This is a genomic window from Streptomyces sp. NPDC000151 (assembly GCF_040301705.1).
Taxonomy (GTDB): domain Bacteria; phylum Actinomycetota; class Actinomycetes; order Streptomycetales; family Streptomycetaceae; genus Streptomyces.
On sequence record NZ_JBEPFC010000056.1, the window covers coordinates 1 to 21,553 of the forward strand.

Here is a 21,553-nt window from a genome sequence, read left to right on the forward strand (position 1 = left end):
AGGCGCGGCCGACTCCTGGGGCGTGTGCGGAGCCTGCGCGCCGGACGCAGGCGCGGCCGACCCCTGGGCCCCGGCGGGTGCCTGCGGCTCCGCCTCCGGCGGGACGGCGGCGCCCTCGTTCTCGGTGCTCACAGCTCTCTCCTCAGCTTCCTGACCATTCCGGCCCGATGACGGGGCCGGCATGTTCGAGCGATGCGTGGCGTATCGGCTTGACGGTGACATGTCGGCGTGACGTTATACGGGAGTGTCCGGTTCAAGCCTTTCCCACGGGGCGTCAGGGCACCGTAAGCCGAGGCTGTGTCCTTGCCTTCATCCTTTATCCCGGACATTTGCGGCGCACCTCCTGGTAATGCTCAGCGCATCTCCTGGCAATGCTTCAGGTGCCGACCCGACGGCCCGTCACCGCGCGATGGCACGATAACTCGGTGACCACTGCGCGCTCGGTACAAGGTGTCCACCCCGACTCGCCCGCCATTTCCGTCGTCGCACACCGCGGGGCCTCCGAGGACGCCCCGGAACACACGCTGGCCGCGTACCGCAAAGCCATCGAGGACGGCGCTGACGCCCTGGAGTGCGACGTCCGGCTGACCGCCGACGGCCACCTCGTGTGCGTGCACGACCGCCGGATCAACCGCACCTCCAACGGACGCGGCGCCGTCTCCGCCCTGGAGCTGTCCGATCTGGCCGCGCTGGACTTCGGCTCCTGGAAGGACGACGCGGCCGGCGAGGCGCCCGACGGCCGCCACCCGGAGCAGGGCAGCGACCACGAAGCCGCGGGCGATACCGAGCGTACGTCCGTACTGACCCTGGAGCGGCTGCTGGAGCTGGTCGCCGACGCCGACCGCCGGGTGGAGCTGGCCATCGAGACCAAGCACCCGACGCGCTGGGCCGGCCAGGTCGAGGAGCGGCTGGTCGAGCTGCTGGAGCGGTTCGGGCACACCAAGCCGCCGTCCGGCACGCCGTCGGCCGTCCGCGTCATGAGCTTCTCGGCCCGCTCCCTGCAGCGCGTACGGGCCGCGGCCCCGGCCGTGCCCGCCGTGTACCTCATGCAGTTCATCACCCCCCGGCACCGGGAAGGACGGCTGCCTCCGGGGGTGCGGATCGCCGGGCCCAGCATCCGGATACTGCGCGCGCACCCCGATTACGTGGCCAAGGCGCACCACGCGGGGCACGAGGTGCATGTGTGGACCGTGAACGAGGAGGCGGATGTCGCCCTCTGCCGCGAGCTGGGAGTGGACGCAATCATTACGAATCGCCCCAAGCAGGTGAGGAATCTGCTGTATCTGACGTAAGGGACGACAACTGATAAACGGCGGTCCGGGAAATCCCTGAGCGGACACGTCGGCCGCTCATTGTTCACAGGGAGTGCACCGGCGCATTCAGACCGTGGCTGATCGTCCCGAGTGCGTCACCGGACACGGATTGGCCGGTTTCCGGTCCATCCCAATGGGGCATTCATCCCGTGGCGTGGGGCAAAGGAGGTCTCGGGGGTGGCGTTGGTGGTGGCACAGGAGGTGCCGACGTCGTCGACCATGGCCGTACCCCATGGTCCTGCGGGCGTGGGCTCGGCCAGGCGGCGTATGCGCGATGAGCTGCTGACAAGTGGAGTTCAGGACACGGTCGTCGACGACGCCGTACTCATTCTTTCCGAACTGCTCAGCAATTCCTGCAGACACGCGCGTCCGATATGCGCGGACGGCTCACCGGATGGCGAAGGCAATGCGGTGCGGGCCGCCTGGCGCATCGACGCGCGAGGCCAGTTGACCGTTTCGGTCACCGACGGCGGTGGCCCGACCCGACCACTTCCAGCCACTCCCTCGGTCACCGCGCGCGGCGGCCGGGGACTGGCCATCATCCGCTCGCTCGCCAAGGACTGGGGCGTACGGGACGGGCACGGCGAGGTCACGGTGTGGGCGACGCTGTCGCTGCACGACGCCTTCGCGACCCGTATGGATCTCGCGGCAGGCCTCCCGGCCGAGCTGACGAAGGCCCTGGCGGATCTGGACGAGCCGGCGTAGCGCCGCGCATGAGCGGCGCTTGGCGCGCCGTGCGCGCGGCGCGTGCGCGGCACGCTGGGGCCATGGCCGACGCCGGGTCCCGGGGCCGGGTCGGCGCCGACACCAAGGCCGGGCCAGGACGCGGCACATGCCCTAGGCTCGCGCCGACACGCGTCGGAACGACCAGGAGAACCCCTCGCCATGGGCAAGAAGCGCCGTCCCCAGACCAAGGCCGTCACCCCGCAGATCACGGACGGCGAGGTGCCGGTCGTCGGCGCCCGCGAGCCCTGCCCCTGCGGGTCCGGCCGCCGTTACAAGGCATGCCACGGACGGGCCGCGGCGCACGCGGTGACCGAGCTGGTGCAGCGCCCCTTCGAGGGCCTGCCGGGCGAGTGCGACTGGGTGGCGCTGCGCGAGCTCGTGCCGGCCGCCACCGCCGAGCTGGCCCTGAAGGACGGCCTGCCCGAGGGCGTTCCCTCGGTGACGCTGGCGACCGTACTGCCGATGGCCTGGCCCGCGCTGCGCCGCGACGACGGTTCGGTACTGCTCGGCCTGCAGAACGACACCGCGTCCGGCGACCTCAGCCGCGACCTCGCCGACACCCTCCAGCGCGCGCTGGCCGCCGAGCCGGGCACCCCGGTCGCGGCGGGCCGGGCCCCCGCCGACGGCCCGCGCCTGCAGGACCTGCTGGACCGGGACGCGGCCTTCGAGCCCACCGTGCACAGCGGCTTCGAGTTCTGGATCGAGAACGCCGAGAACGCCACGGGCGAGGTCGCCGCTTCCCTGGAGCGGGCCAACGCGGCCGCCCTCCCCACCGCCCGCCTGGCCGGCCTCACGGGCGCGTACTGGTGCGACGCGGGCGAGAAGAACCACCTGCGCTGGGTGATGGACCACCCCGAGGAGCAGCTGCTGGACGCGCTCGCCCGGCTGCACGCCGCGGACGCCTCCTCGCTGGGCGAGGGCACCCGGCTGGTCGGTTCGTTCCGGGCGCACGGCCTGGTCGTACCGGTCTGGGACCTGCCGACGGACCTGACCGCCGAGGAGATCACCAAGCCGGCCACGGAGTTCGGCGAGCGGCTGGCGGAGGCGCTCGCCACGGACGCGCCCCTCACGCCGGCCGAGCGCCGGGCGCGCGGCGGGCTCACCAACCGTCAGGTGACGCTGAGCTGACAGTAACCGCGCCTGAAACGTTTGCGGTGACTCCGGTCACACCGGCCGTACCCGCCGGTAAAACAGCGTCCGGAATTCCGCGATCGAATTTGCGAACGGCCGATCTCTTGTTACCGTTCTAGGAGCCCGGTCGCTGGTGCATCCCCCGTCGCCAGCGACCGGGCGCTTCCATGTCCGGACCCGGTCCGGCTTCGGACCGGACTCGCTCAGCGGGCCGAATCCGCCTCGGGCGGCGCGGAGTTGCTCCCCGCCCGCAGCAGCAGCCGATCACTTTGTACGTCCGCGACCTCCGCGACCGCCGCGTACGGCGCGCTCCCCCGTACCGTCGCCCCGGACGGCGTCGCGCACGTACCGGGCTCGTCCGCCGCCGGCAGCGCGCAGTGCGTCTGTACGGTCCGGCCGTCCGGCCGCATCAGGGTCAGCACCGCGCGCAGCGGGACGCCCGAGGTGTTGCGGTAGTACAGGACGCCCCTCGTGCGGCCGTCCTCGGCCACCACACAGGTCTGCGCACGGATGCCGTGCGGCGAGGAGAGTTCGGGGCCGCAGCGGGCCGTGCGGCCGTCGCCCGCGCCCCCGCCGAATCCGAGCCCGAGGTCCCTCAGCAGGGCATCGGGCTTGTCGCCGGCCCGCGCCGCGGCGTTCCCCGCCATGGCGCTGTGCCGGGCGCCGTCCTGCGCGGGCCCGTGACGGCCGGGCAGCGGGGCGTCCTGCGCCGAGCCCCGGGGAGTGCCCGGCGGCAGTTCAGCGGCCCGCCCGGCGGTGGCCTGCCCGGCAGGCCGGCCGGCGGTCTCGCCGCCGGATTGCGACGACGCGGACGGCTTCGCCCCGGGCGCCGGTTCGCCGGGCCCCGAGGGGCCGGCGATGGCGGCGGCCAGCGGCAGGGTGAGGGCGAGCGCGATGGTGCTCGCGAGCGCGATCATGCGGACGTTCGACTCGCGAACCATGGGACCCACCTGCGGTTGAGAGCGCGCGGGCCGCCCCGGTGACCGGGGACCGCGCACGGGCTCTGGATACGCCTCCGGGAGGTCCGGTGGGCCTCCGCCACGCACGTGGAGGGCCGCCGGGCACCCCGAACGGCTGGACGGTGGGCCGAACATATCGAGGACGGGGCGCCCTCTCGGGGGCCTCGCACCCGTTTCCCGAGAATGGACGCCTCGCTCACACCCGTACGAGTGAATCTTCCGCGCGCCGTGACATCCGTGCGGGGTACGAGGGGGCGATGCCGGGGCGACTGAAACGGTTCTGTGGGGGGTGTGGGTGTGGGAGCGGGAGTGCGGTCAGTACGCGAGCCTGCTGCCGCCGCCCGGCGCGCCGGCGCTCGCCTCCACCAGCGCGTCCACCACCGTGGCGACGTCCGGGAGCCAGGGTGCGCCGGAGCGCGCTGCCGAGGCACGCGCGGCCGGCGGGCGCTCCCAGCGCACCTTGCCCGCGCCGGTCTGCGACGGCGGCAGGACGATGTAGCCGCCCTCTCCGTGGAAACGCAGCGAGCTGGGCACCAGGTCCTGCGCGTACAGCAATTCGCCCAGCTCGGGCAGGGAGTACGGCGCGACCAGGAGCGTCCAGCGGGTCGGGGTCGCCACGACCGGGCCGACCGCCACGCCCGTACGGTCCAGCTCGGCGAGCGCCCGCGCGCCCGCCACGGCCGGCAGGCTCACGGCGCACGGCGCCTTGCCGCCCGTGGCCAGTACGACCGGCGCGTCCGGGCGGTTCGTCCACCACCAGCGCACCATTCGCGCGTCGGTCGTGGCGGCCAGCAGGCCGGGGTCGAAGGGATGTGCTCCGGGCACCGCACAGTCCGGGTCGGGGCAGCCGCAGGGCCGCTGCTGCTGTGCACCGCGGGCGGCCTTGCCGCCCGAACGCAGTCCGACGCCGGGGAGCACGGGCCAGCCCCACTCGGTGGCGCACTGGAGCGCCGCGCCGAGCAGTGCCGACCGTCCGCCGCGCCGGAACTGGAACTTGCGTCGCCTTCCGAGGATCTCGCGCATGAGCGCTCGTTCCTTTCCGTAAACGCCGAGGGCCATGTCCATCGCACTACATGCCGGTTCATGCCGCTGTACGGTGCGCCGCCGCGTCGGGCGCGGATCACACCACGTGGATCAGTCGTCACTGCGCGTACAAGACAGCGCATCACGCCGTACGCCGAGCGTGGAACATGGCGGGGGGTGGCGCGCGCATGGCGCTTGCTGTCCTGTGGTGCAATCCCGCCACGTGGGGGTGCGGCCCGGTCGTCACCGCGTAAGACGCCCGCGCCCTTCGGAGAGTTCCGGCACGGCCCCAACTGGCCCCGCACCTATCCGAGTACGTACCCCCATGGTGGAGATGACGCGCTGTTGATCGCCGTCAGTCGACCGCAAATTGACCTTCCAGGGGCTATTTTTCGGCCAACCTGTTCGCCACACTGACACCATAATCCTCACCAGGGCAATGCTGGACACGCAACAACGGTGCGTGTACATGTGGATCCCATTGATAGCGGAGCAGCATGACATGGGGGTTTGCGATGCTATTGAGCGTAAACATCTGGCGGGCAAATCAGACAATTGCTCGCACAAAACCACCGCGAACCTCCCCGGACGACGCCTCCACCTCGGATGACGTCCGGGTCGACGTAAGCCGCCGGCCATGACAACCCCCCACGTCCCGAAAGTGGCCGGAATCGAACCCACTCTTCCGGCCCCGGCGCACACTGCGGCCCCCGCCACCCCGGAGACCCGTCCGTTCGCTCAACTCGCCGCCGCCCATGAGCGGCTGGCCGCCCGTGCCTCCGACCTCACCGCCCTCCACGACCTCACCGGTCGGCTGGCCCGTACGGACACCCTGGAGGCGGCGCTCCACGAACTGCTGCGGGCCGGTGCCGCCCTCGTCGGCGCCCGCCGCGGCCTGGTCACCCTCGAACCGCCCGACGGCCTCGGCCCCGAGACCACCGTCGGCCTGGGCCTCGGCCCCGCGGACATCGGCCACCTCGAGACCGTCCCGCGCCGCGCGATGCCGCTGGGCCGCATCCTGGACGGGCTGCGGACGGCTCCGGAGGGGGGCGGAGGCAGGGACGGGAGTGGGGGCGCGGAAGCGGGCGCGTGCGCGGGCACGGAAGCGGGTCCGGGCGCGGGCGCGGAAGCGGGCGCGGACGTCGCCGGGCAGCCGCCGCCCGGTGGGAGTACCGGTGGGAGTACCGGTGTCCCCGCCGAGCTCGCGCAGCCCGACCTCGCCGGCGAGCCCGGCCTCGACCCCCGGTTGCGCGAGGTCGCCGCCCGCCTCGGGTATGCGGCGAGCTACGCGGTACCGCTGATCACCGACCCGCCGGCCGACGGCCCCCAAGGGACCGAGCGAGCCGGCCGTCCCCTCGGGGCCGTGGTCTGGCTCTACGACGAGCCCGCCGAGCCCAGCGAGCGCGGGCGCCGCCTGCTCGGCCTGTACCGCGCCTACGCCACCCGGCACGTCTCCCGCCTCATCGAACTGCACCGCCGGCGCCACGCCGAGCAGACCCTGCGCGCCGAGCTGCTGCCCGCCCGGCTGCCGCGGGCGCCCGGCGTGCGGCTCGCCGTACGGCACGCCGCCGGGCCGTACGGCGGCGGCGACTGGTACGACGCGCTGCCGCTCCCGGACGGCGCGCTGAGCCTGTCCGTCGGCTCCGTCACCGGCTCCGGGCCGAGCGCGGTCGCCGCCATGGGGCGGCTGCGGGCCTCGCTGCGCGCGTACGCGGTCATGGAGGGCGAGGACCCGGTCGCGGTCCTCTCCGACCTCGAACTGCTGCTGCGGCTGACCGAGCCGGCGCGCAGCGCGACGGCGCTGTTCGCGTTCGCCGAGCCGCCGGTGGCCGACCCGCTCGGCGGGCCGCCGGCCCACAAGATCGTGCTGGCCGGGGCGGGCCACTGCCCGCCGCTGATCATCGGCGAGCACCGCACGGAGTTCGTGGAGACCTCGCTGTCCGCGCCGCTGGGCATGCTCGCGTGCTGGGAGGCGCCGAGCGTGGAGTTCGAACCGCTCCCCGGAGAAACCCTTCTCCTGTACAGCGACGGGCTGCTGCACCGCACCGGGGAGCCGGTGGACCGCGCCTTCTCCCGGCTGCACGCCGCGGCGGCCGCCCTGCCCAAATCCGTACGCCAGGACCCGGAGGCCCTCGTCGACCACCTCGTCCGCGCGCTGCTGCCCCAGGGGCTGACGGACGAGAGCTCGCCGGAGGACGTGGTACTGCTGGCGGTCCGCTTCGAGGGGTGAGCCGGTGGGCAGGTGGGCGGGGCGAGGTCCGGGCCCTGTGGGCGCGCTGCCGGCCCCTGTGGGCGCGCCGCCGGACCGAGGCCTGGCCCCGTAGGCAGGCACGCGCCGGGCCGAGGCCCCGCCCCCGTAGGCACGCGCCGGGCCGGAGGTCACCCGGCCCCGGGCCGGAGTGCCTGACAGGTCACAGCTTCCCGCCTCTGGACCGCCTTCCTTCCGCACATACGATGGAATGCGTCCCATAATGACGAGGAGGCACCGTGGCCGACGAGCTCACTCCGGAAACCCCGGACGAGGACGAGCAGCCGATCAAGCAGCGCAAGAACGGCCTTTACCCGGGCGTTTCCGACGAGCTCGCCGAGAACATGAAGTCCGGCTGGGCCGACACGGAACTGCGCGACCTCAAGCCCATCGAGCAGGCCGCGAACGCCGCCGAGCGGCGCGCCGCGCTCTCCCGCCGGTTCCCCGGCGAGCGCCTGGTGATCCCCGCGGGCAATCTCAAGACGCGCTCCAACGACACCGAGTACGACTTCCGTGCCGCGACCGAGTACGTCTACCTCACCGGTGACCAGACCGACGACAGCGTCCTCGTCCTGGAGCCGCGTACGGACGGAGCGGACGCAGCCGACGGCGCGGACGGAGCGGACGGAGCGGACGGGCACGACGCGACGCTGTACCGCCTGCCCCGCTCCGACCGCGAGAACGGCGAGTTCTGGCTGAACGGCATGGGCGAGCTGTGGGTCGGCCGCCGGCACAGCCTCACCGAGGCCGAGCTGCTGTACGGCATGCCCTGCAAGGACGTGCGGGAGCTGGCCGACGCGCTCAAGGAGGCCACCGGTCCGGTCCGCGTCGTGCGCGGTCACGACGCCGGCATCGAGGCGGCGCTGACCGACAAGGTCACCGCCGAGCGCGACGAAGAGCTGCGCGTGTACCTCTCCGAAGCCCGCGTGATCAAGGACGACTTCGAGATCGGCGAGCTGCAGAAGGCCGTCGACTCCACGGTCCGCGGCTTCGAGGACGTCGTGAAGGTCCTGGACAAGGCCGAGGCGACCAGCGAACGCTACATCGAGGGAACGTTCTTCCTCCGCGCCCGCGTCGAGGGCAACGACGTCGGCTACGGCTCGATCTGCGCCGCGGGCCCGCACGCCTGCACCCTGCACTGGGTACGCAACAACGGCGAGGTCCGCTCCGGCGACCTGCTCCTGCTCGACGCCGGTGTGGAGACGACGTCCCTCTACACCGCGGACGTCACCCGCACGCTGCCGATCAACGGCCGTTACTCGGACCTCCAGCGCAAGATCTACGACGCGGTGTACGCGGCGCAGGAGGCGGGCATCGCGGCGGTGAAGCCGGGCGCGGGCTTCCGCGACTTCCACGACGCCGCGCAGCGCGTGCTCACCGAGCACCTCGTGGCGTGGGGCCTGGTCGAGGGCCCGGTCGAGCGCGTACTGGAGCTGGGCCTGCAGCGCCGCTGGACCCTGCACGGCACGGGCCACATGCTCGGCCTGGACGTCCACGACTGCGCGGCAGCGCGCACCGAGGCGTACGTGAACGGCACGCTGGAGCCGGGCATGGTCCTGACCGTCGAGCCGGGGCTGTACTTCCAGGCCGACGACCTGACCGTGCCGGAGGAGTACCGCGGTATCGGCATCCGCATCGAGGACGACATCCTCGTCACCGCGGACGGCAACCGAAACCTTTCGGCGGCCCTCCCGCGCCGCTCGGACGAGGTCGAGGCGTGGATGGCGCGCGTGAAGGGCTGACCTTCGGTGGCGCGCGTGAAGGGCTGATCCGCGCCGACGGCCGGCAGGCAGTCGGCTGACGCACTTACGGGTGGGCGTTCCCAGGAACGCCCACCCGTTGTGCTTGTACTTGCGCCCGGGCCTGCGCTTCTCCGGTACGGACGTACGCGCCCGCCTTGGCCGCCGCGTATGTCGCGAGCGTGGCCGACTCCACGAGCTCCAGGTCCACCGGCCGGCGCACGATCAGCATCCGGTAGTAGAACGGCGCGCCGAGGGCGCCGACGACCGCCTCCGCGTCCGTACCGGGCGGCAGCTCACCGCGGTCCACCGCGCGCCGCGCCAGGACGCCCGCCACGCCCAGCCGGTCGTCGAAGAACTTCCGCAGCGTTTCCTCCGCCCGCGGGTCGCGGGCCGCGGCGGAGACCACCGCTTCGATCATCGCCCGGTTGCGCGCGTCCTCGTAGAACTCGGCGATGCCGCGGGCCAGCGCGCGCAGGTCGCCGCAGAGCGAGCCGGTGTCGGGCACCGGGTTGCTCCCGCTGCGCTCGGTCAGCAGCGCGCAGACCAGGCCCTCCACGGTGCGCCAGCGCCGGTAGATCGTCGCCTGGTGCACGCCCGACCGCTGCGCGACGCGCTCCATCGACAGCGCGGCGAACCCCTTGTCCCCCAGCTCGTCGAAGACGGCGGCGAGCACGGCGGTACGCGTACGTGCGGTGCGGCCCCCGGGGCGGGACCGGCCCGGGGGGTGCTGCGCTGTGCTCATGAAGGCACTCCGGATTGCCAGCGATCGATCACAACAAGTATTGTCCAGACCTCTAACGCGAGTCACCTCGCGTTAGCGGCTGCGCCCTGAGGCGCGCCCACCGGGGGACGCCGAGCACGGGGGACTCGGCATGGGGGCGCGCCTGGGGCGCTTGCGCGTTACATGGTCCTGAACTGCGCAAGCCGCTCGCCCGACTCCAACGTCCAGGGGTGCAGAGGACCGAGCGAGCGTGCCTGTCCCTCGACCACCGCCTGCGCCTGCTCGATCGCCTCGGCTCGTTCGCCGAGCGCGGCGAGGACCCTGGCCAGGAGGGTCCTGGCCGACAGCGTGATCTGGTACGTCGGCTCGAAGGAGCTCTCGTACGCGGCGAACACCTCACGGGCGAGCGGGAGGGCATCGGCCGCCCTCCCAGCGAAGAACAGGACGAGTGCGTAACTCTGCTTCGCGAACAGGGTGATCTGGTGACGTGGCCCGAAGGCTCGTTCACAGTCCACGACCAGTTCCGCTCCTGCTCTCGTGTCCTGCTCCAGCCGCGTGTCGTCGTGGATCTCGATCAGGTCCGTTCTTGCCCGGAGTGTCAAGGCGTGGTCCGGGCCGAGTGCTGCTGTACGGCCCTCCACGGCGCGCCGCACCAATGCGTCCCCCTCGGACAGTTCGCCCTTCTGGCACAGGACTCGCGACAGTCCGAGACAGCTTTCCCAGACCTCCGCATCGAGCCCTTGGCGCTCGCAATCCGCCAGTGCCTCGCGGTGCACCGTTTCCGCCTCTTCGAACCTGCCGAGCCGGAACAAGGCCCGCCCCACGCGCTGCCGGAGCCGCAGGACCGCGGGGTCGTCCCTGCCCAGCCGCAGTGCCCCCAGCTCTACCGCGGTCTGCGCCACGGTCAGCGCGGGGGCGTAGTCGCCGGCCCGGTGCAAGGCCACCACCAGGCGCAACAACGACTCGGCGACCGTCTGCACGGTCGAGCGCCCCACACCGGGCTGTCCGACGACCCGTCGGAGCAATCCCAGCGCATGCGGTGCGAGCAGGCTCGTACGGGGATCGACATCGCCGCGCTGCGGTGCCTCCGGAAGCACCGCGAGCAGCTGCCGGGCTGCCGCTACGGCCAGCTCTTCTCGCTGCCCGGGAGCCGTGTCCCGCCACACACTGTCGAGCAGCACCCCATGGCTACGAAGACAGCGCAGCGTCCCGGGAACGAGCTCCGACAGCGACTGATCGAGCAGCCCCCGAAGGGCAAGCTCGACGCGGCGCGCCGGGAGTTCGTCCCCCATGTCGATCCCGGACAGCAGGGACAGGGGCAGCGGGTCGCCCGCCCAGCACGACAGGAGCCGGAGCAGGGTGACGGCTTCGGGGAGACCCTGTCTCACCAGGGCGTTGAGGGAGAACTGCCAGGTGCTGCTCACCAGATGACGCGAGTCACCGCCCCCGGCCTCGGCCCCCTGGTCCAGCAGCTCTATCGGGTCCACGCCCTCGCCGCCGTCCAGATTGCGGCCGTACTGGGCCATCGTCCAGGGGTCGATGACCTGGTGGGCGAGGAAGCCGCCTGCCAGGGTGAGGGCCAGAGGGAGCCGGCCGAGGCGTTCGGCGACGGCCTCGGCCTCTTCCAGCGTGCCCGCCTCCGGTGCCAGATCGCACAGGACCCGTGCCGCGTCCTCCCGTGGCAGTACGCCCAGTTGCAGCAGCTCCGCGCCCGGCCACCAGTGGCGGGCCGCCTGGCGGGTGGTGACCAGGACCGTGCCGCGGGGGCTTGTGCGGAGCCAGCCGCCGTCGCGGAGGACCGCGGGGTCGTCCGCGTTGTCGAGGACCAGGAGCCATGGGCGGTCGGAGCGGTCGAGGTGGTCCCAGACCAGGTCGGCTGCCGCGCGCAGACCGCTGCGGGCCGCCGTCAGTTCGCCGTCGCCCGCGCCGCGGTCCGCGGCCACCGCGAGCATGCCCGCGCGGAGGGACGCCGTGTCGGAGGCGTTCACCCAGAGGCCGACGCGGCCCGCCTCGGACGTCGCGTACTGGAAGAGGGTGTACGCGACGGCCGTCTTGCCGCAGCCGCCGAGGCCGTGCAGGACATAGACCTGGCCACCCGCGTCGGAGCCGACCGCGGACCGCAGGCGGTCCATCAGTTCGGTGCGGTCGCGCAGCACGGTGGGCGCGCGGCCCACGGAGGGCCAGCGGACCGAGTCCAGACCGGACCACGCACCCCCGCCGCCGGGACCGCCGCCCTCGGAGCCATGGTGGTGGTGCTCGATGATGTGCTGGTCGCCGGACGCCTGGTAGACCCGGCCCTGGCCCATGGCCCGGACGTCGTTGCCGCCGCCCACGGGATGCTCGCCGTTCACCCGTTTCCCCCTCCCGCCTTGCACGGAACGGGAGTTCGGCTCCCGTTGTGTACGCGGGAGTTCATCCCCCCGCCCCGTACGCGGGAGTTCATCCCCCGCCCCGTACCCGGGAGTTCAGCGTAGATCACTGCGGGATGCCTGGTCAGGGCTTCACGGGCTTTACGGCAAGCCGCGTGCGGCTGCCGTCACCGCGCCCGGCGAAACGTCACGGCATCTGCAGCAGCGCGCCCTCGCGCCACTTCAGGATCTTGTCGAAGCTGACCACCGCGCCCCGGCGCCCCGTCCGGTTGCGGTACCGGACCTGGTCGGTGAGGGCCTCGATCAAGAAGAGCCCCCGTCCGTGCTCGGCCTGGGCGGGGGCGGGGGTGTGGCGGCGGGTCACTGCGGGCTCCGTCCGCGGCGAACGGTCGCGGGGCCCGGGGCCCGTGGGCCGGTCCTGGAATCCCGGGCCGGAGTCCGTCACCTCGATGCGGCATGTGTCGCCGTCGATGAAGGCCGTGACGCGGTACTCCTCGGCGGCGCCGTCCCCGTGCTCGACCGCGTTCGCGCAGGCTTCGGAGAGGGCGAGCGAAAGGTCGTAACAGACGTCCGGGTCGACGCCCGCGGTCTCCATCGTCCCCAGCAGCAGCCGGCGCGCGAGCGGCACGCTCGCTGCCTCCCGCCGAAGATGGAGGGACCACCAGATGCTCATCGCTCCAGCCTCCTGGCCGCGGCTCGACATATCGATACGTATTGCCGCGCTCCATGGTCGGTAAGCGTGGGTTTGACGTGACTCCGCCCATTCGGCGGACGCGGCCATTGAGCGTACCGGTGTAAAAGGCCCGTGGGCGCGCCCCTGCGCGCGCCCCTGCAATTGCGGTAGCCGGACTCCAGCCGATCTCCCGCGGGTTCTCCGGGCACACGGGCCGCCGCCGTGCCGACCGCCCTGGTCACGGGGCATGTGCACCCCGCATCGGATGACCGTTTGAAACCGCTTACTGTCCGTCTACGACCGTTTGCAACTTTCTACTGATTGTCGGCGGGTGGCCGGTCGGGAACACCCGCTCGAATACGTGGGCGGCATCGCCGTCTGGATGCCCGTAGCCACCGCCGGATCGTCCACCCGGCGGGCCGCCGGAATGTCCGGAAGCGGCTACGGCCTCTGGACGGCCGCGCGCGCTCTCTTTGCCTCTCTTTCCCTATACCCCGCCGGGTACCTGATCCCTCATACCCCGCCCGGTATCTGCTGTCCGGGACCGCCCGCCCTGCCGTAGGCGTCCGGTACGCGCAGTGGGATGATGGCGGACGCCATGCATACTCCCGAGGGGCGCGCCGCGGCCGATCTGCGGTTGCTCAGGGCCGCGGTGTTCACCGCGGCCTGCGTCGCGCTGGCCGCCGCGGGACACATGATCGGCTCCTGCGCCACCGTCCCGCTGTGGACGCTGGGCGCGGGCTGCGTCGGTGTACTGGCCGTCGCAGCCCCCCTCGCCGGCCGCGAACGCACGCTGCCGGGCATCGCCGTCGCCCTCGCCTTCGGACAGCTCGCGCTGCACGCGCTCTTCATGGCCGGACAGCGCGGCATGGCCGTACAGCTGCCGGCCGACGGCGTACGCGGCCTGAGCGACCACGCGGCGATCGGGCTCGCCCGCCAGATGACCTGCGGGTTCGGCACCGGGCGGCTGGACGCCGCGCAGGCGCGGCAGATGCTCGCCGGGGCCGGGATCGGCCCCGCCGCGGCCACCCACGCGGCGCACGCCGCGGCCGGACATGACATGGCCGGGCACGGTGCTACGGCTAGCGGCGCCGGCTCCGGTGCCCACTCCGGACTGTCCGCCGCCGTGCACCACTTCGACTTCGGTTCCCTCGCCGGGCTGCTGCCCTCGCTGCCCATGCTGCTCGGGCACCTGCTCGCGGCGCTGGCCGCCGGCTGGCTGCTGCGCCGCGGCGAGGCCGCGCTGTGGCGGCTGGTACGGCTGTCCGCGCCTGCCGCGCGGGAGGCCGCGACGGCCGCGTTGCTGGGCGCGCTGCGTACCGCGCTGCGCCTCGTGCGCGCGCTGTGCGCCGGGCTGCTGGGCGCCGCGAACCCTACGCCGCGCGCTTCCGCTTCGTACGGGCATGACAAAGCCGGACCCGAAGAGCTCGCGCTCCAGCACAGTGTCGTCAGGCGGGGACCGCCCCACTTCGCCCTCGCGGCCTGACGACACGCGCAGCTCTCGTACACCCCGCAGGACGGGGCTCCGGACGCGTTCCGGGGCGGGCTGACGTGCCGTCGCCGCATGCGCGCCGACCGTCAACCCTTGTACCTCCTGCCTTGAGGAGCTCCCTCACCATGTCGAACACCACCGTGCCCGACAACGCGCCTGCCGCGCCCTCCCGCCGACGTACCGTGCTGCACCGCCTCCCCCTCGTGGGCGGTGCCGCCGCGGGCGCTGTCCTGCTGGTCGCCGGCCCCGCGTTCGCGCACGTCACCATCCAGCCGGGACAGGCCGCCAAGGGCGACTACGCGACCGTGAACTTCAAGGTCCCCAATGAGAAGGACGACGCCTCGACCGTGAAGCTGGAGGTCGACCTGCCCGCCGACCACCCGCTGGCGTCCGCGATGCCGCAGCCGGTGCCCGGCTGGGACGTGAAGGTCACCAAGACCAAGCTCGACAAGCCGATCGAGACGCACGGCGAGAAGCTCACGGAGGCCGTCACCAAGATCACCTGGACCGGCGGCAAGATCGAGCCCGGCCAGTTCCAGCAGTTCCCGGTCTCCGTCGGCGCCCTCCCCGAGGACGCCGACCAGCTCGTCTTCAAGGCGCTGCAGACGTACGACGACAAGGAGGTCGTGCGCTGGATCGAGCCCGCGAAGGAGGGCGCGCCGGAGCCCGAGAACCCCGCGCCGGTCCTGAAGCTCGTCGACGCGGGCGCCGCCGAGCAGGGTGGCGGTACGGACACCGCGGGCGCCAAGGACGGCAAGGACGCCAAGAACGGCGCGGACGCCGGGAAGAGCAGCACGACCGCCGCCGCCGGCGGCACCGACAACACCGCCCGCGTGCTGGGCGTGATCGGCATCGTGGTCGGCGTCATCGGTGTCGGCTTCGGCATCTTCGCCGGCCGCCGCCGCACCGCCTGAACCGGCCGCAGCACCTGACCGGCCGCACCACCTGAACCGGCCGTACCTGAACGGCCGGCGCCGCACCACCTGACGCACGGCGCACCGCCCGCACCGGCGAGCCCGGGTACGCCCCGGCGAGCCCGGAGCACCCCGGGCGGTGCGCCCCGGTCGGCACCCACCACGGACATACGGGATATCACTGAGCAATGCGCAGAACACCCAAGCTCGCCGCCGCCGCCCTCGTGGCGGTCGCGGCCCTCACCCTCACGGCCTGCGGCAGCGACAGCGGCGGTGACGAAGGCGCCCCCGCCGCCAGCGTCTCCGGCGCCCAGTCGAAGCCGATCGTCACGCTCGACGACGCGATGGAGAAGCCGGACCTCGTCCTCACGGACACCGACGGCAAGAAGTACGACCTGATCAAGGAGACCAAGGGGCGGCCGACGCTGATCTACTTCGGCTACACCCACTGCCCCGACGCCTGCCCGGCCGTCATGGGCAACATCGACGTGGCGCGCAAGCAGCTGCCCGAGGCGGAGCAGAAGAAGCTGCGGATCGTCTTCGTCACGACCGACCCGAAGCGGGACACCCCGGAGCGGCTGAAGTCCTGGCTGAACGGCTTCGGTGCCGACATCGTCGGCCTGACCGGCGACTTCGCCACCATCCAGGGCGCCGCCTCGTCCGTCAACGTCGGCATCTCCAAGCCGGAAAAGAAGAAGAACGGCGACATTCTCGTCGACCACGGGCTGCAGGTCCTGCTGGCGTCCCCGAAGGACGACAGGATCCACTGGCTGGGCATGAAGGACGCGGGCGCCGAGGACTACGCGCACGCCCTTCCCAAGATCATCAAGGGGCAGAACCCGTGAACCGCCGTACCGCACTCGCCGCCGCGCTCGTCGCCACCGCCGGCCTCGCCCTCGCCGGATGCGGCGGGGACAGCGCGCCCCGGCTGAAGGTCTCCGGCGCGTACATGCCGCAGCCCGTCATGAACGACATGGCCGGCGGCTTCCTCGTCATCAAGAACTCCGGGGACACCGCCGACAAGCTGACCTCCGTCACCAGCGACCTGTCCGACGAAGTGACCCTGCACCGCACCGCAGGCGCCAAGATGGAGCAGGTCGACTCCCTGGCCATCCCCGCGCACGGCGAGCTGAAGCTCTCCCGCGGCGGCAACCACCTGATGTTCATGGCACTGAAGAAGAAGCCCGAGAACGGCGACAAGGTCTCCGTCGAGCTGCACTTCGGCAAGGCGAAGCCGATCAAGGCCGTACTGCCCGTCAAGGCCACCAACTACGACCCGCAGCACGCCGGGCACCAGTAGGGGGAGAACCGCCATGCCGCTCACCGTTCCCCGCGCCGGCCGGCCCGCCGTGCCGTACCGCGGCCGCCGCGCCGCGCCCCCGGCCCGGACCGCCGTCCTGCGCCTGCTGGTCCTCGCCGCCGCGCTGCTCGGCGTGCTCCTGGGCGGCGCCGCGCCGGCCTCCGCGCACGCCGCGCTGACCGGCAGCTCCCCGGCGCAGGGAGCGGTGGTGCAGCAGGCGCCCACGCAGGTCACGCTCTCCTTCTCCGAAGGCGTCGCGATGGGCGACGACTCCATCCGCGTACTGGACCCCAAGGGCAAGCGCGTCGACCGCGGCAAGCTGCTCGACCTGTGCAGCGGCTCCACCGTCAAGTACGGCACGGGGCTGCCGCCCGGCCTCCCCGACGGCACCTACACCGTCGCCTGGCAGGCCGTCTCCGCCGACAGCCACCCGGTCTCCGGCGCGTTCACCTTCTCCGTCGGCGCGCCCTCCAAGTCCGCCGCCGTGCTGCCCCAGCAGGAGGCCGGCGGCGGGCTGGTCGGCGCGCTGTACGGCATCGTGCGGTACCTGGCGTACGCGGCGTTCGCGCTGCTCGTGGGCGGTGCGTGCTTCGTACTGGCCTGCCGGCCCGAGGCGGCGCGCAGCCGCCCCGTGCAGCGGCTGGTCGTCCTCGGCTGGGCGACGCTCACCGCCGCCACGATCGTGCTGCTCCTGCTGCGCACCCCGTACACCGGGTCCGGCGACCTCACCGACGCCTTCGACCTCGGCGGCCTCAAGGCGGTACTGGGAACCAAGCCCGGCGCGGCGCTGGTCTCCCGGCTGCTGCTGCTCGCCGCTGCCGCCCTCTTCATGGCCGTGCTCTTCGGCGCGTACGCCCGGGCCGGCGAGGAGGGCGACGACAAGCGCCGCAAGGACCTCGCCTTCGGGCTCGGGGTCGGCGGCACGGTCGTCGCGGCGGGGCTCGCCGCGACCTGGGCGATGGCCGAACACGCCTCCACCGGCCTGCAGACGGCCGTCGCGATGCCCGTCGACGTCGTGCATCTGCTGGCCGTGGCCGGCTGGCTCGGCGGCCTGGCCGCCCTGCTGGTCTCCCTCTACCGCGACCCGGCCGCCGTCGACGGTGCGGCCGTCCGCCGCTTCTCCCGCCTCGCCTTCGGGTCCGTACTCGTCCTGGTCGCCACCGGCGTCTATCAGTCCTGGCGGCAGGTCGGGTCCTGGCGTGCCCTCACCGACACCTCGTACGGGCAGTTGCTGCTGCTCAAGGTCGGCCTGGTCGCCGTGCTCGTCGGGATCGCGTGGGTGTCGCGGCGGTGGACGGGGCGGCTGGGCGAGCCGGCCGCTGCCGCGCTCCCGGCCCAGGGGGACGCCCAGGGGAACGCCCAGGAGGGCGCGCCCGAGCCCGAACCCGTACCGGTGGCGTCGGCGGCCGTCGAGGAGACGGCCGACACGGCCACCGAGGGAACGGCCGACGCGGCCACGGAGGGAACGGCCGACGCGGCGCGCTCCCCCGAGCGCGCCGCGCAGCTCGCCCGGCAGCGGGCCGCCGTCGCCGACGCGCGGCGCAAGCGTGTCCGGGACGCCGATCCGGTGCGGTACGGGCTGCGCCGCTCCGTCCTCGCCGAGAGCTGTGTCGCCGTCGTCCTGCTGGCCGTGACCACCGTCCTGACCACCACGGAACCGGCCCGTACGGAGCAGGCGGTGCAGGACTCGGGCCAGTTCGCCGAGGCCGCCCGGCCCGTCTCCGTGACCATCCCGTTCGACACGCTGGGCCCGAAGGGCAAGGGCACCGCGCGGCTCGACCTCGACCCGGCGCGCAGCGGCCAGCCCAACGATCTGCACCTGCGGATCTCCGGTCCGGACGGCGCCGCGCGGGACGTCCCCGAGGTACGGGTGTCCTTCACCTCCAAGGCCAAGGACCTCGGCCCGCTCCCTGCCGCACTGAAGCGCACCGGCACCGGACACTGGACCGCAGAGGGTGTCCAGCTGCCGGCGGCCGGCACCTGGCAGCTCTCCCTTGTAGTCCGCACCTCCGACATCGATCAGGTGACCGAGACCAGGAACGTGAAGATCAGCCGATGACCGAGAACACCACCAAGGAACTCAAGGACGCCGAGGCCGAGCCGAACGTCGCGCTCTCCCGCCGCCGGCTCCTCGGCACCGTCGGGGCGGCCGGCGCGGCCGGGCTCGTCGTCGGCGGCGCGGGCGGCGCGTTCGGCGTCTCCGCGGCCCAGGACGACGCGCCCGCGCTCAGTACGCTCGGCGCCACCGAGGTCGCCTTCCGCACCGACCGCCGTACGCCCCAGGCCGGCATCACCACCCCGGTGCAGGCCAGTGGCCACCTCGTCGCCTTCGACCTCGCGCCCGGCGCCGGGCGCAAGGCCGCGGCCGCCCTGATGCGCCGCTGGTCGGCGCTGGCCGAGCAGCTGATGGCCGGGAAGGTGCCCGCCGACGACACCGGCGTGGCGCTGGACGCGGGCCCCGCCTCCCTCAGCGTCACCTTCGGCTTCGGCCACAGCTTCTTCGGCCGTACCGGGCTGAGCGCCCGCCGCCCGCTCCAGCTCGACCCGCTGCCGCACTTCTCGGCCGACGCGATCGACCCGAAGCGCAGCAACGGCGACCTGTGGGTCCAGATCGGCGCCAACGACGCACTGGTCGCCTTCCACGCGCTGCGTACGCTCCAGAAGGAGGCCGGCGACACCGTGCGGCTGCGCTGGCAGATGAACGGCTTCAACCGCAGCCCCGGCGCCACGGCGCACCCGATGACCACGCGCAACCTCATGGGCCAGGTCGACGGCACGAACAACCCCAAGCCGTCGGACCAGGACTTCGACGAGCGGATCTTCGTGGGGCGCGACACGGACCAGCAGTGGATGCGCGGCGGTTCGTACGTGGTCGTGCGCCGCATCCGGATGCTGCTGGACGACTGGGAGAAGAAGTCCCGGGCCGAGCAGGAGAAGGTCATCGGCCGCCGCAAGTCCGACGGCGCGCCGCTGACCGGCGGCGACGAGCACACCCCGATGAATCTGACCAGGACCGGGCCCGACGGCCTCCCCGTCATCCCGGCCGACGCGCACGCCCGCATCGCCGCGCCCGAGTCCAACCAGGGGGCCGCGCTGCTGCGCCGCCCGTTCTCGTACCACGACGGCTTCCGCGACGACGGCGCCCCGGACGCCGGGCTGCTCTTCATCTGCTGGCAGGCCGACCCGCTGCGCGCCTTCACCCAGATCCAGCGGAAGCTGGACAGGGGGGACGCGCTCTCGCCGTTCCTCCGGCACGAGGCGAGCGGGCTGTACGCGGTACCGGCGCTGGAGCCGTCGGGGTACGCGGGGCAGGCGCTGCTGGAGGGGTGAGAGCTCGATCGGTCGCTGTGGGTGGCGGGCGGCGCATCGGTGCGGGCGGGCGGCCTCGCGCGGGCGAGTACGGTAAAGGTTCCCCAGCCCCCGGGACAGCAGCGAAGCCCGGAGAAGGAGTGACCGGATGTCGGCCAGCCGCTACACGTACCTCGGACCCGCGGGCACCTTCACGGAGGCCGCCCTGCGCACACTGCCCGAGGCGGCGACGCGCGAGCTGGTGCCGATGGTGTCCGTGCCCACCGCGCTGGACGCCGTCCGCGCGGGCGAGGCGGCCGGCGCGCTGGTGCCGATCGAGAACTCCGTCGAGGGCGGCATCACCACCACCCTCGACGAACTGGCCGCCGGCGAGCACCTGATGATCTACCGCGAGGTGCTGCTGCCGATCGCCTTCGCGCTGCTGGCCCGGCCCGGTACGAAGCTCTCGGACGTGAAGACGGTGACCGGCCACCCCGCGGCCCAGGCGCAGGTGCGCAAGTGGCTCGGCACGCATCTGCCGGAGGCGGCGTGGGAGTCGGCGGCGTCCAACGCGGACGGCGCGCGGCTGGTGCAGGAGGGCCGGTACGACGCGGCGTTCGCCGGCGAGTTCGCGGCCGCCACGTACGGCCTGGAGCCGCTGGTCACCGACATCCACGACGCGCAGAACGCGGCGACCCGGTTCGTCCTGGCGGGCAGGCCCGCGCGGCCGGCGGCCCGTACGGGCGCCGACAAGACCTCGGTCGTGCTGTGGCTGCGCGAGAACCACCCCGGTGCGCTGCTGGAGCTGCTCCAGGAGTTCGCCGGCCGGGGCGTCAGCATGATGCGGATCGAGTCCCGGCCGACCGGCGACGGCATCGGTCAGTACTGCTTCTCCGTGGACTGCGAGGGGCACATCACCGACCGCCGGGTGGGCGAGGTGCTGATGGGGCTGAAGCGGATCTGCCGGGACGTGCGCTTCCTCGGCTCGTACCCGCGCGCGGACGAGGTCGTCCCCGAGGTCCGTCCGGAGACCGCCGACGACGCCTTCCTGGAGGCGTCCGACTGGCTGACCCGGTGCCTGGACGGGCGGGCCTGACCCGGCCCGTCGCAGTGGTCCACAGGTTTCCCACAACCCTGTCCACAGAGTTATCCACAGGCCCCGTTCTCGACCTGGGGACAAGTCGATTCCGGGGCGTCGCACAGTCGACAAATCGCCCTACCGACCCCACACCCGTCCACAGGCACTCACAGCCGCCCACTGCGGGGCCCGTCAGCATAATTCCCAGGAACAATCCTTTAGGGCGAGGAAATCCCACACGAAAGAGTACCCGAACGGGGTTTCAGCAAGGATTTCTTCGCCCGGGATTCAGGAAACGGGGCCACGCTTTCCTACTTCCACAGCGACAACGCACAGCCTGTGGATAACTTTTGGGAGCCGCCCGTAGCTGTGGACAAGTACCTGTGCACAGTCCGCCAACTCCCCGCTCACGCAGGGTCGGTCACCGCTCCGGGACACCTGCCCGACGCGTCGCGGACACCCCTGGAACACTGCCGGAACACCCCCGGAACACCTCTGCGCCACTCTTCCGACAGCAACGAACAGCACTCACGAGCGGCACTCCGCAGGAATTCTTTCCCGCAATTCCCCGCCTTC

17 protein-coding genes are annotated in these 21,553 nt (G+C 72.7%); 12 read left to right on the plus strand and 5 right to left on the minus strand.

Features of this window, described 5'->3' with window-relative positions; all coding sequences use genetic code 11:
• The first annotated feature begins 425 nt into the window (after window positions 1–425).
• From ABT381_RS17660 to ABT381_RS17670, 3 genes are all read left to right on the plus strand, one after another.
• Window positions 426–1,292: a glycerophosphodiester phosphodiesterase family protein gene (locus ABT381_RS17660; RefSeq protein WP_351594576.1), complete on the plus strand. Its 867-nt coding sequence runs from the start codon at window positions 426–428 to the stop codon at window positions 1,290–1,292.
• A gap of 111 nt (window positions 1,293–1,403) precedes the next feature.
• On the plus strand, window positions 1,404–2,018 hold the full coding sequence (locus ABT381_RS17665) for an ATP-binding protein (protein WP_351594579.1): 615 nt from the start codon (window positions 1,404–1,406) through the stop codon (window positions 2,016–2,018).
• 180 nt (window positions 2,019–2,198) lie between these two features.
• A complete protein-coding gene (locus ABT381_RS17670; RefSeq protein WP_351594582.1) occupies window positions 2,199–3,167 on the plus strand; it encodes a DUF5926 family protein in 969 nt (322 codons plus the stop codon).
• A gap of 206 nt (window positions 3,168–3,373) precedes the next feature.
• On the opposite strand, the gene ABT381_RS17675 is transcribed toward ABT381_RS17670, so the two are convergent.
• Window positions 3,374–4,111 carry a hypothetical protein gene (locus ABT381_RS17675; protein ID WP_351594585.1) on the minus strand — a complete coding sequence of 246 codons (738 nt, stop codon included), beginning with the start codon at window positions 4,109–4,111 and terminating at the stop codon, window positions 3,374–3,376.
• Window positions 4,112–4,444: 333 nt separating this feature from the next.
• Window positions 4,445–5,152, minus strand: a complete 708-nt coding sequence (locus ABT381_RS17680; RefSeq protein ID WP_351594587.1) for a bifunctional DNA primase/polymerase — start codon at window positions 5,150–5,152, stop codon at window positions 4,445–4,447.
• Between the two features lie 637 nt (window positions 5,153–5,789).
• Here ABT381_RS17680 and ABT381_RS17685 point away from each other — a divergent pair.
• The gene (locus ABT381_RS17685; RefSeq protein ID WP_351594589.1) at window positions 5,790–7,382 is read left to right on the plus strand and encodes a PP2C family protein-serine/threonine phosphatase; all 1,593 of its coding nucleotides are present in this window, start codon (window positions 5,790–5,792) and stop codon (window positions 7,380–7,382) included.
• A 257-nt stretch (window positions 7,383–7,639) separates the two neighbouring features.
• The gene (locus ABT381_RS17690; RefSeq protein ID WP_351594592.1) at window positions 7,640–9,142 is read left to right on the plus strand and encodes an aminopeptidase P family protein; all 1,503 of its coding nucleotides are present in this window, start codon (window positions 7,640–7,642) and stop codon (window positions 9,140–9,142) included.
• A 64-nt stretch (window positions 9,143–9,206) separates the two neighbouring features.
• On the opposite strand, the gene ABT381_RS17695 is transcribed toward ABT381_RS17690, so the two are convergent.
• The 3 genes from ABT381_RS17695 to ABT381_RS17705 all read right to left on the minus strand — a co-directional run bounded on the left by ABT381_RS17695 (window position 9,207) and on the right by ABT381_RS17705 (window position 12,905).
• The gene (locus ABT381_RS17695) at window positions 9,207–9,884 is read right to left on the minus strand and encodes a TetR/AcrR family transcriptional regulator (protein WP_351594595.1); all 678 of its coding nucleotides are present in this window, start codon (window positions 9,882–9,884) and stop codon (window positions 9,207–9,209) included.
• Between the two features lie 158 nt (window positions 9,885–10,042).
• Window positions 10,043–12,169 (minus strand): tetratricopeptide repeat protein, encoded by a 2,127-nt coding sequence (locus ABT381_RS17700; RefSeq protein WP_351594665.1) that lies wholly within the window; start codon window positions 12,167–12,169, stop codon window positions 10,043–10,045.
• Window positions 12,170–12,419: 250 nt separating this feature from the next.
• Window positions 12,420–12,905, minus strand: coding sequence for an ATP-binding protein (locus ABT381_RS17705; protein ID WP_351594598.1), 486 nt, complete (start codon window positions 12,903–12,905; stop codon window positions 12,420–12,422).
• A gap of 598 nt (window positions 12,906–13,503) precedes the next feature.
• Between ABT381_RS17705 and ABT381_RS17710 the strand changes: the two genes are divergently transcribed.
• The 7 genes from ABT381_RS17710 to pheA all read left to right on the plus strand — a co-directional run bounded on the left by ABT381_RS17710 (window position 13,504) and on the right by pheA (window position 20,995).
• A complete protein-coding gene (locus tag ABT381_RS17710; protein ID WP_351594601.1) occupies window positions 13,504–14,391 on the plus strand; it encodes a hypothetical protein in 888 nt (295 codons plus the stop codon).
• 131 nt (window positions 14,392–14,522) lie between these two features.
• Window positions 14,523–15,311: a YcnI family copper-binding membrane protein gene (locus tag ABT381_RS17715; protein ID WP_351594604.1), complete on the plus strand. Its 789-nt coding sequence runs from the start codon at window positions 14,523–14,525 to the stop codon at window positions 15,309–15,311.
• Window positions 15,312–15,499: 188 nt separating this feature from the next.
• Window positions 15,500–16,156: an SCO family protein gene (locus ABT381_RS17720; RefSeq protein WP_351594607.1), complete on the plus strand. Its 657-nt coding sequence runs from the start codon at window positions 15,500–15,502 to the stop codon at window positions 16,154–16,156.
• Entirely contained in the window at window positions 16,153–16,611 is a 459-nt protein-coding gene (locus ABT381_RS17725; RefSeq protein WP_351594610.1) for a copper chaperone PCu(A)C, read from the plus strand. Before ABT381_RS17720 ends, ABT381_RS17725 begins: the two co-directional genes overlap by 4 nt.
• A gap of 13 nt (window positions 16,612–16,624) precedes the next feature.
• Window positions 16,625–18,670, plus strand: coding sequence for a copper resistance CopC/CopD family protein (locus tag ABT381_RS17730; protein ID WP_351594613.1), 2,046 nt, complete (start codon window positions 16,625–16,627; stop codon window positions 18,668–18,670).
• Window positions 18,667–19,941, plus strand: a complete 1,275-nt coding sequence (gene efeB, locus ABT381_RS17735; protein ID WP_351594616.1) for an iron uptake transporter deferrochelatase/peroxidase subunit — start codon at window positions 18,667–18,669, stop codon at window positions 19,939–19,941. Before ABT381_RS17730 ends, efeB begins: the two co-directional genes overlap by 4 nt.
• Window positions 19,942–20,068: 127 nt before the next feature.
• Entirely contained in the window at window positions 20,069–20,995 is a 927-nt protein-coding gene (gene pheA / locus ABT381_RS17740) for a prephenate dehydratase (RefSeq protein WP_351594619.1), read from the plus strand.
• The last annotated feature ends 558 nt before the right edge of the window (window positions 20,996–21,553 follow it).

What these genes read in the sequence shown, in the direction of transcription:
- ABT381_RS17670 (WP_351594582.1), top strand. Translation starts at nt 2,199, where the DNA reads ATGGGCAAGAAGCGCCGTCCCCAGACCAAGGCCGTCACCCCGCAGATC.
- ABT381_RS17675 (WP_351594585.1), bottom strand. Translation starts at nt 4,111, where the DNA reads ATGGTTCGCGAGTCGAACGTCCGCATGATCGCGCTCGCGAGCACCATC.
- ABT381_RS17680 (WP_351594587.1), bottom strand. Translation starts at nt 5,152, where the DNA reads ATGCGCGAGATCCTCGGAAGGCGACGCAAGTTCCAGTTCCGGCGCGGC.
- ABT381_RS17685 (WP_351594589.1), top strand. Translation starts at nt 5,790, where the DNA reads ATGACAACCCCCCACGTCCCGAAAGTGGCCGGAATCGAACCCACTCTT.
- ABT381_RS17695 (WP_351594595.1), bottom strand. Translation starts at nt 9,884, where the DNA reads ATGAGCACAGCGCAGCACCCCCCGGGCCGGTCCCGCCCCGGGGGCCGC.
- ABT381_RS17700 (WP_351594665.1), bottom strand. Translation starts at nt 12,169, where the DNA reads ATGGGCCAGGGCCGGGTCTACCAGGCGTCCGGCGACCAGCACATCATC.
- ABT381_RS17705 (WP_351594598.1), bottom strand. Translation starts at nt 12,905, where the DNA reads ATGAGCATCTGGTGGTCCCTCCATCTTCGGCGGGAGGCAGCGAGCGTG.
- ABT381_RS17710 (WP_351594601.1), top strand. Translation starts at nt 13,504, where the DNA reads ATGCATACTCCCGAGGGGCGCGCCGCGGCCGATCTGCGGTTGCTCAGG.
- ABT381_RS17715 (WP_351594604.1), top strand. Translation starts at nt 14,523, where the DNA reads ATGTCGAACACCACCGTGCCCGACAACGCGCCTGCCGCGCCCTCCCGC.
- ABT381_RS17720 (WP_351594607.1), top strand. Translation starts at nt 15,500, where the DNA reads ATGCGCAGAACACCCAAGCTCGCCGCCGCCGCCCTCGTGGCGGTCGCG.
- ABT381_RS17730 (WP_351594613.1), top strand. Translation starts at nt 16,625, where the DNA reads ATGCCGCTCACCGTTCCCCGCGCCGGCCGGCCCGCCGTGCCGTACCGC.
- efeB (WP_351594616.1), top strand. Translation starts at nt 18,667, where the DNA reads ATGACCGAGAACACCACCAAGGAACTCAAGGACGCCGAGGCCGAGCCG.
- pheA (WP_351594619.1), top strand. Translation starts at nt 20,069, where the DNA reads ATGTCGGCCAGCCGCTACACGTACCTCGGACCCGCGGGCACCTTCACG.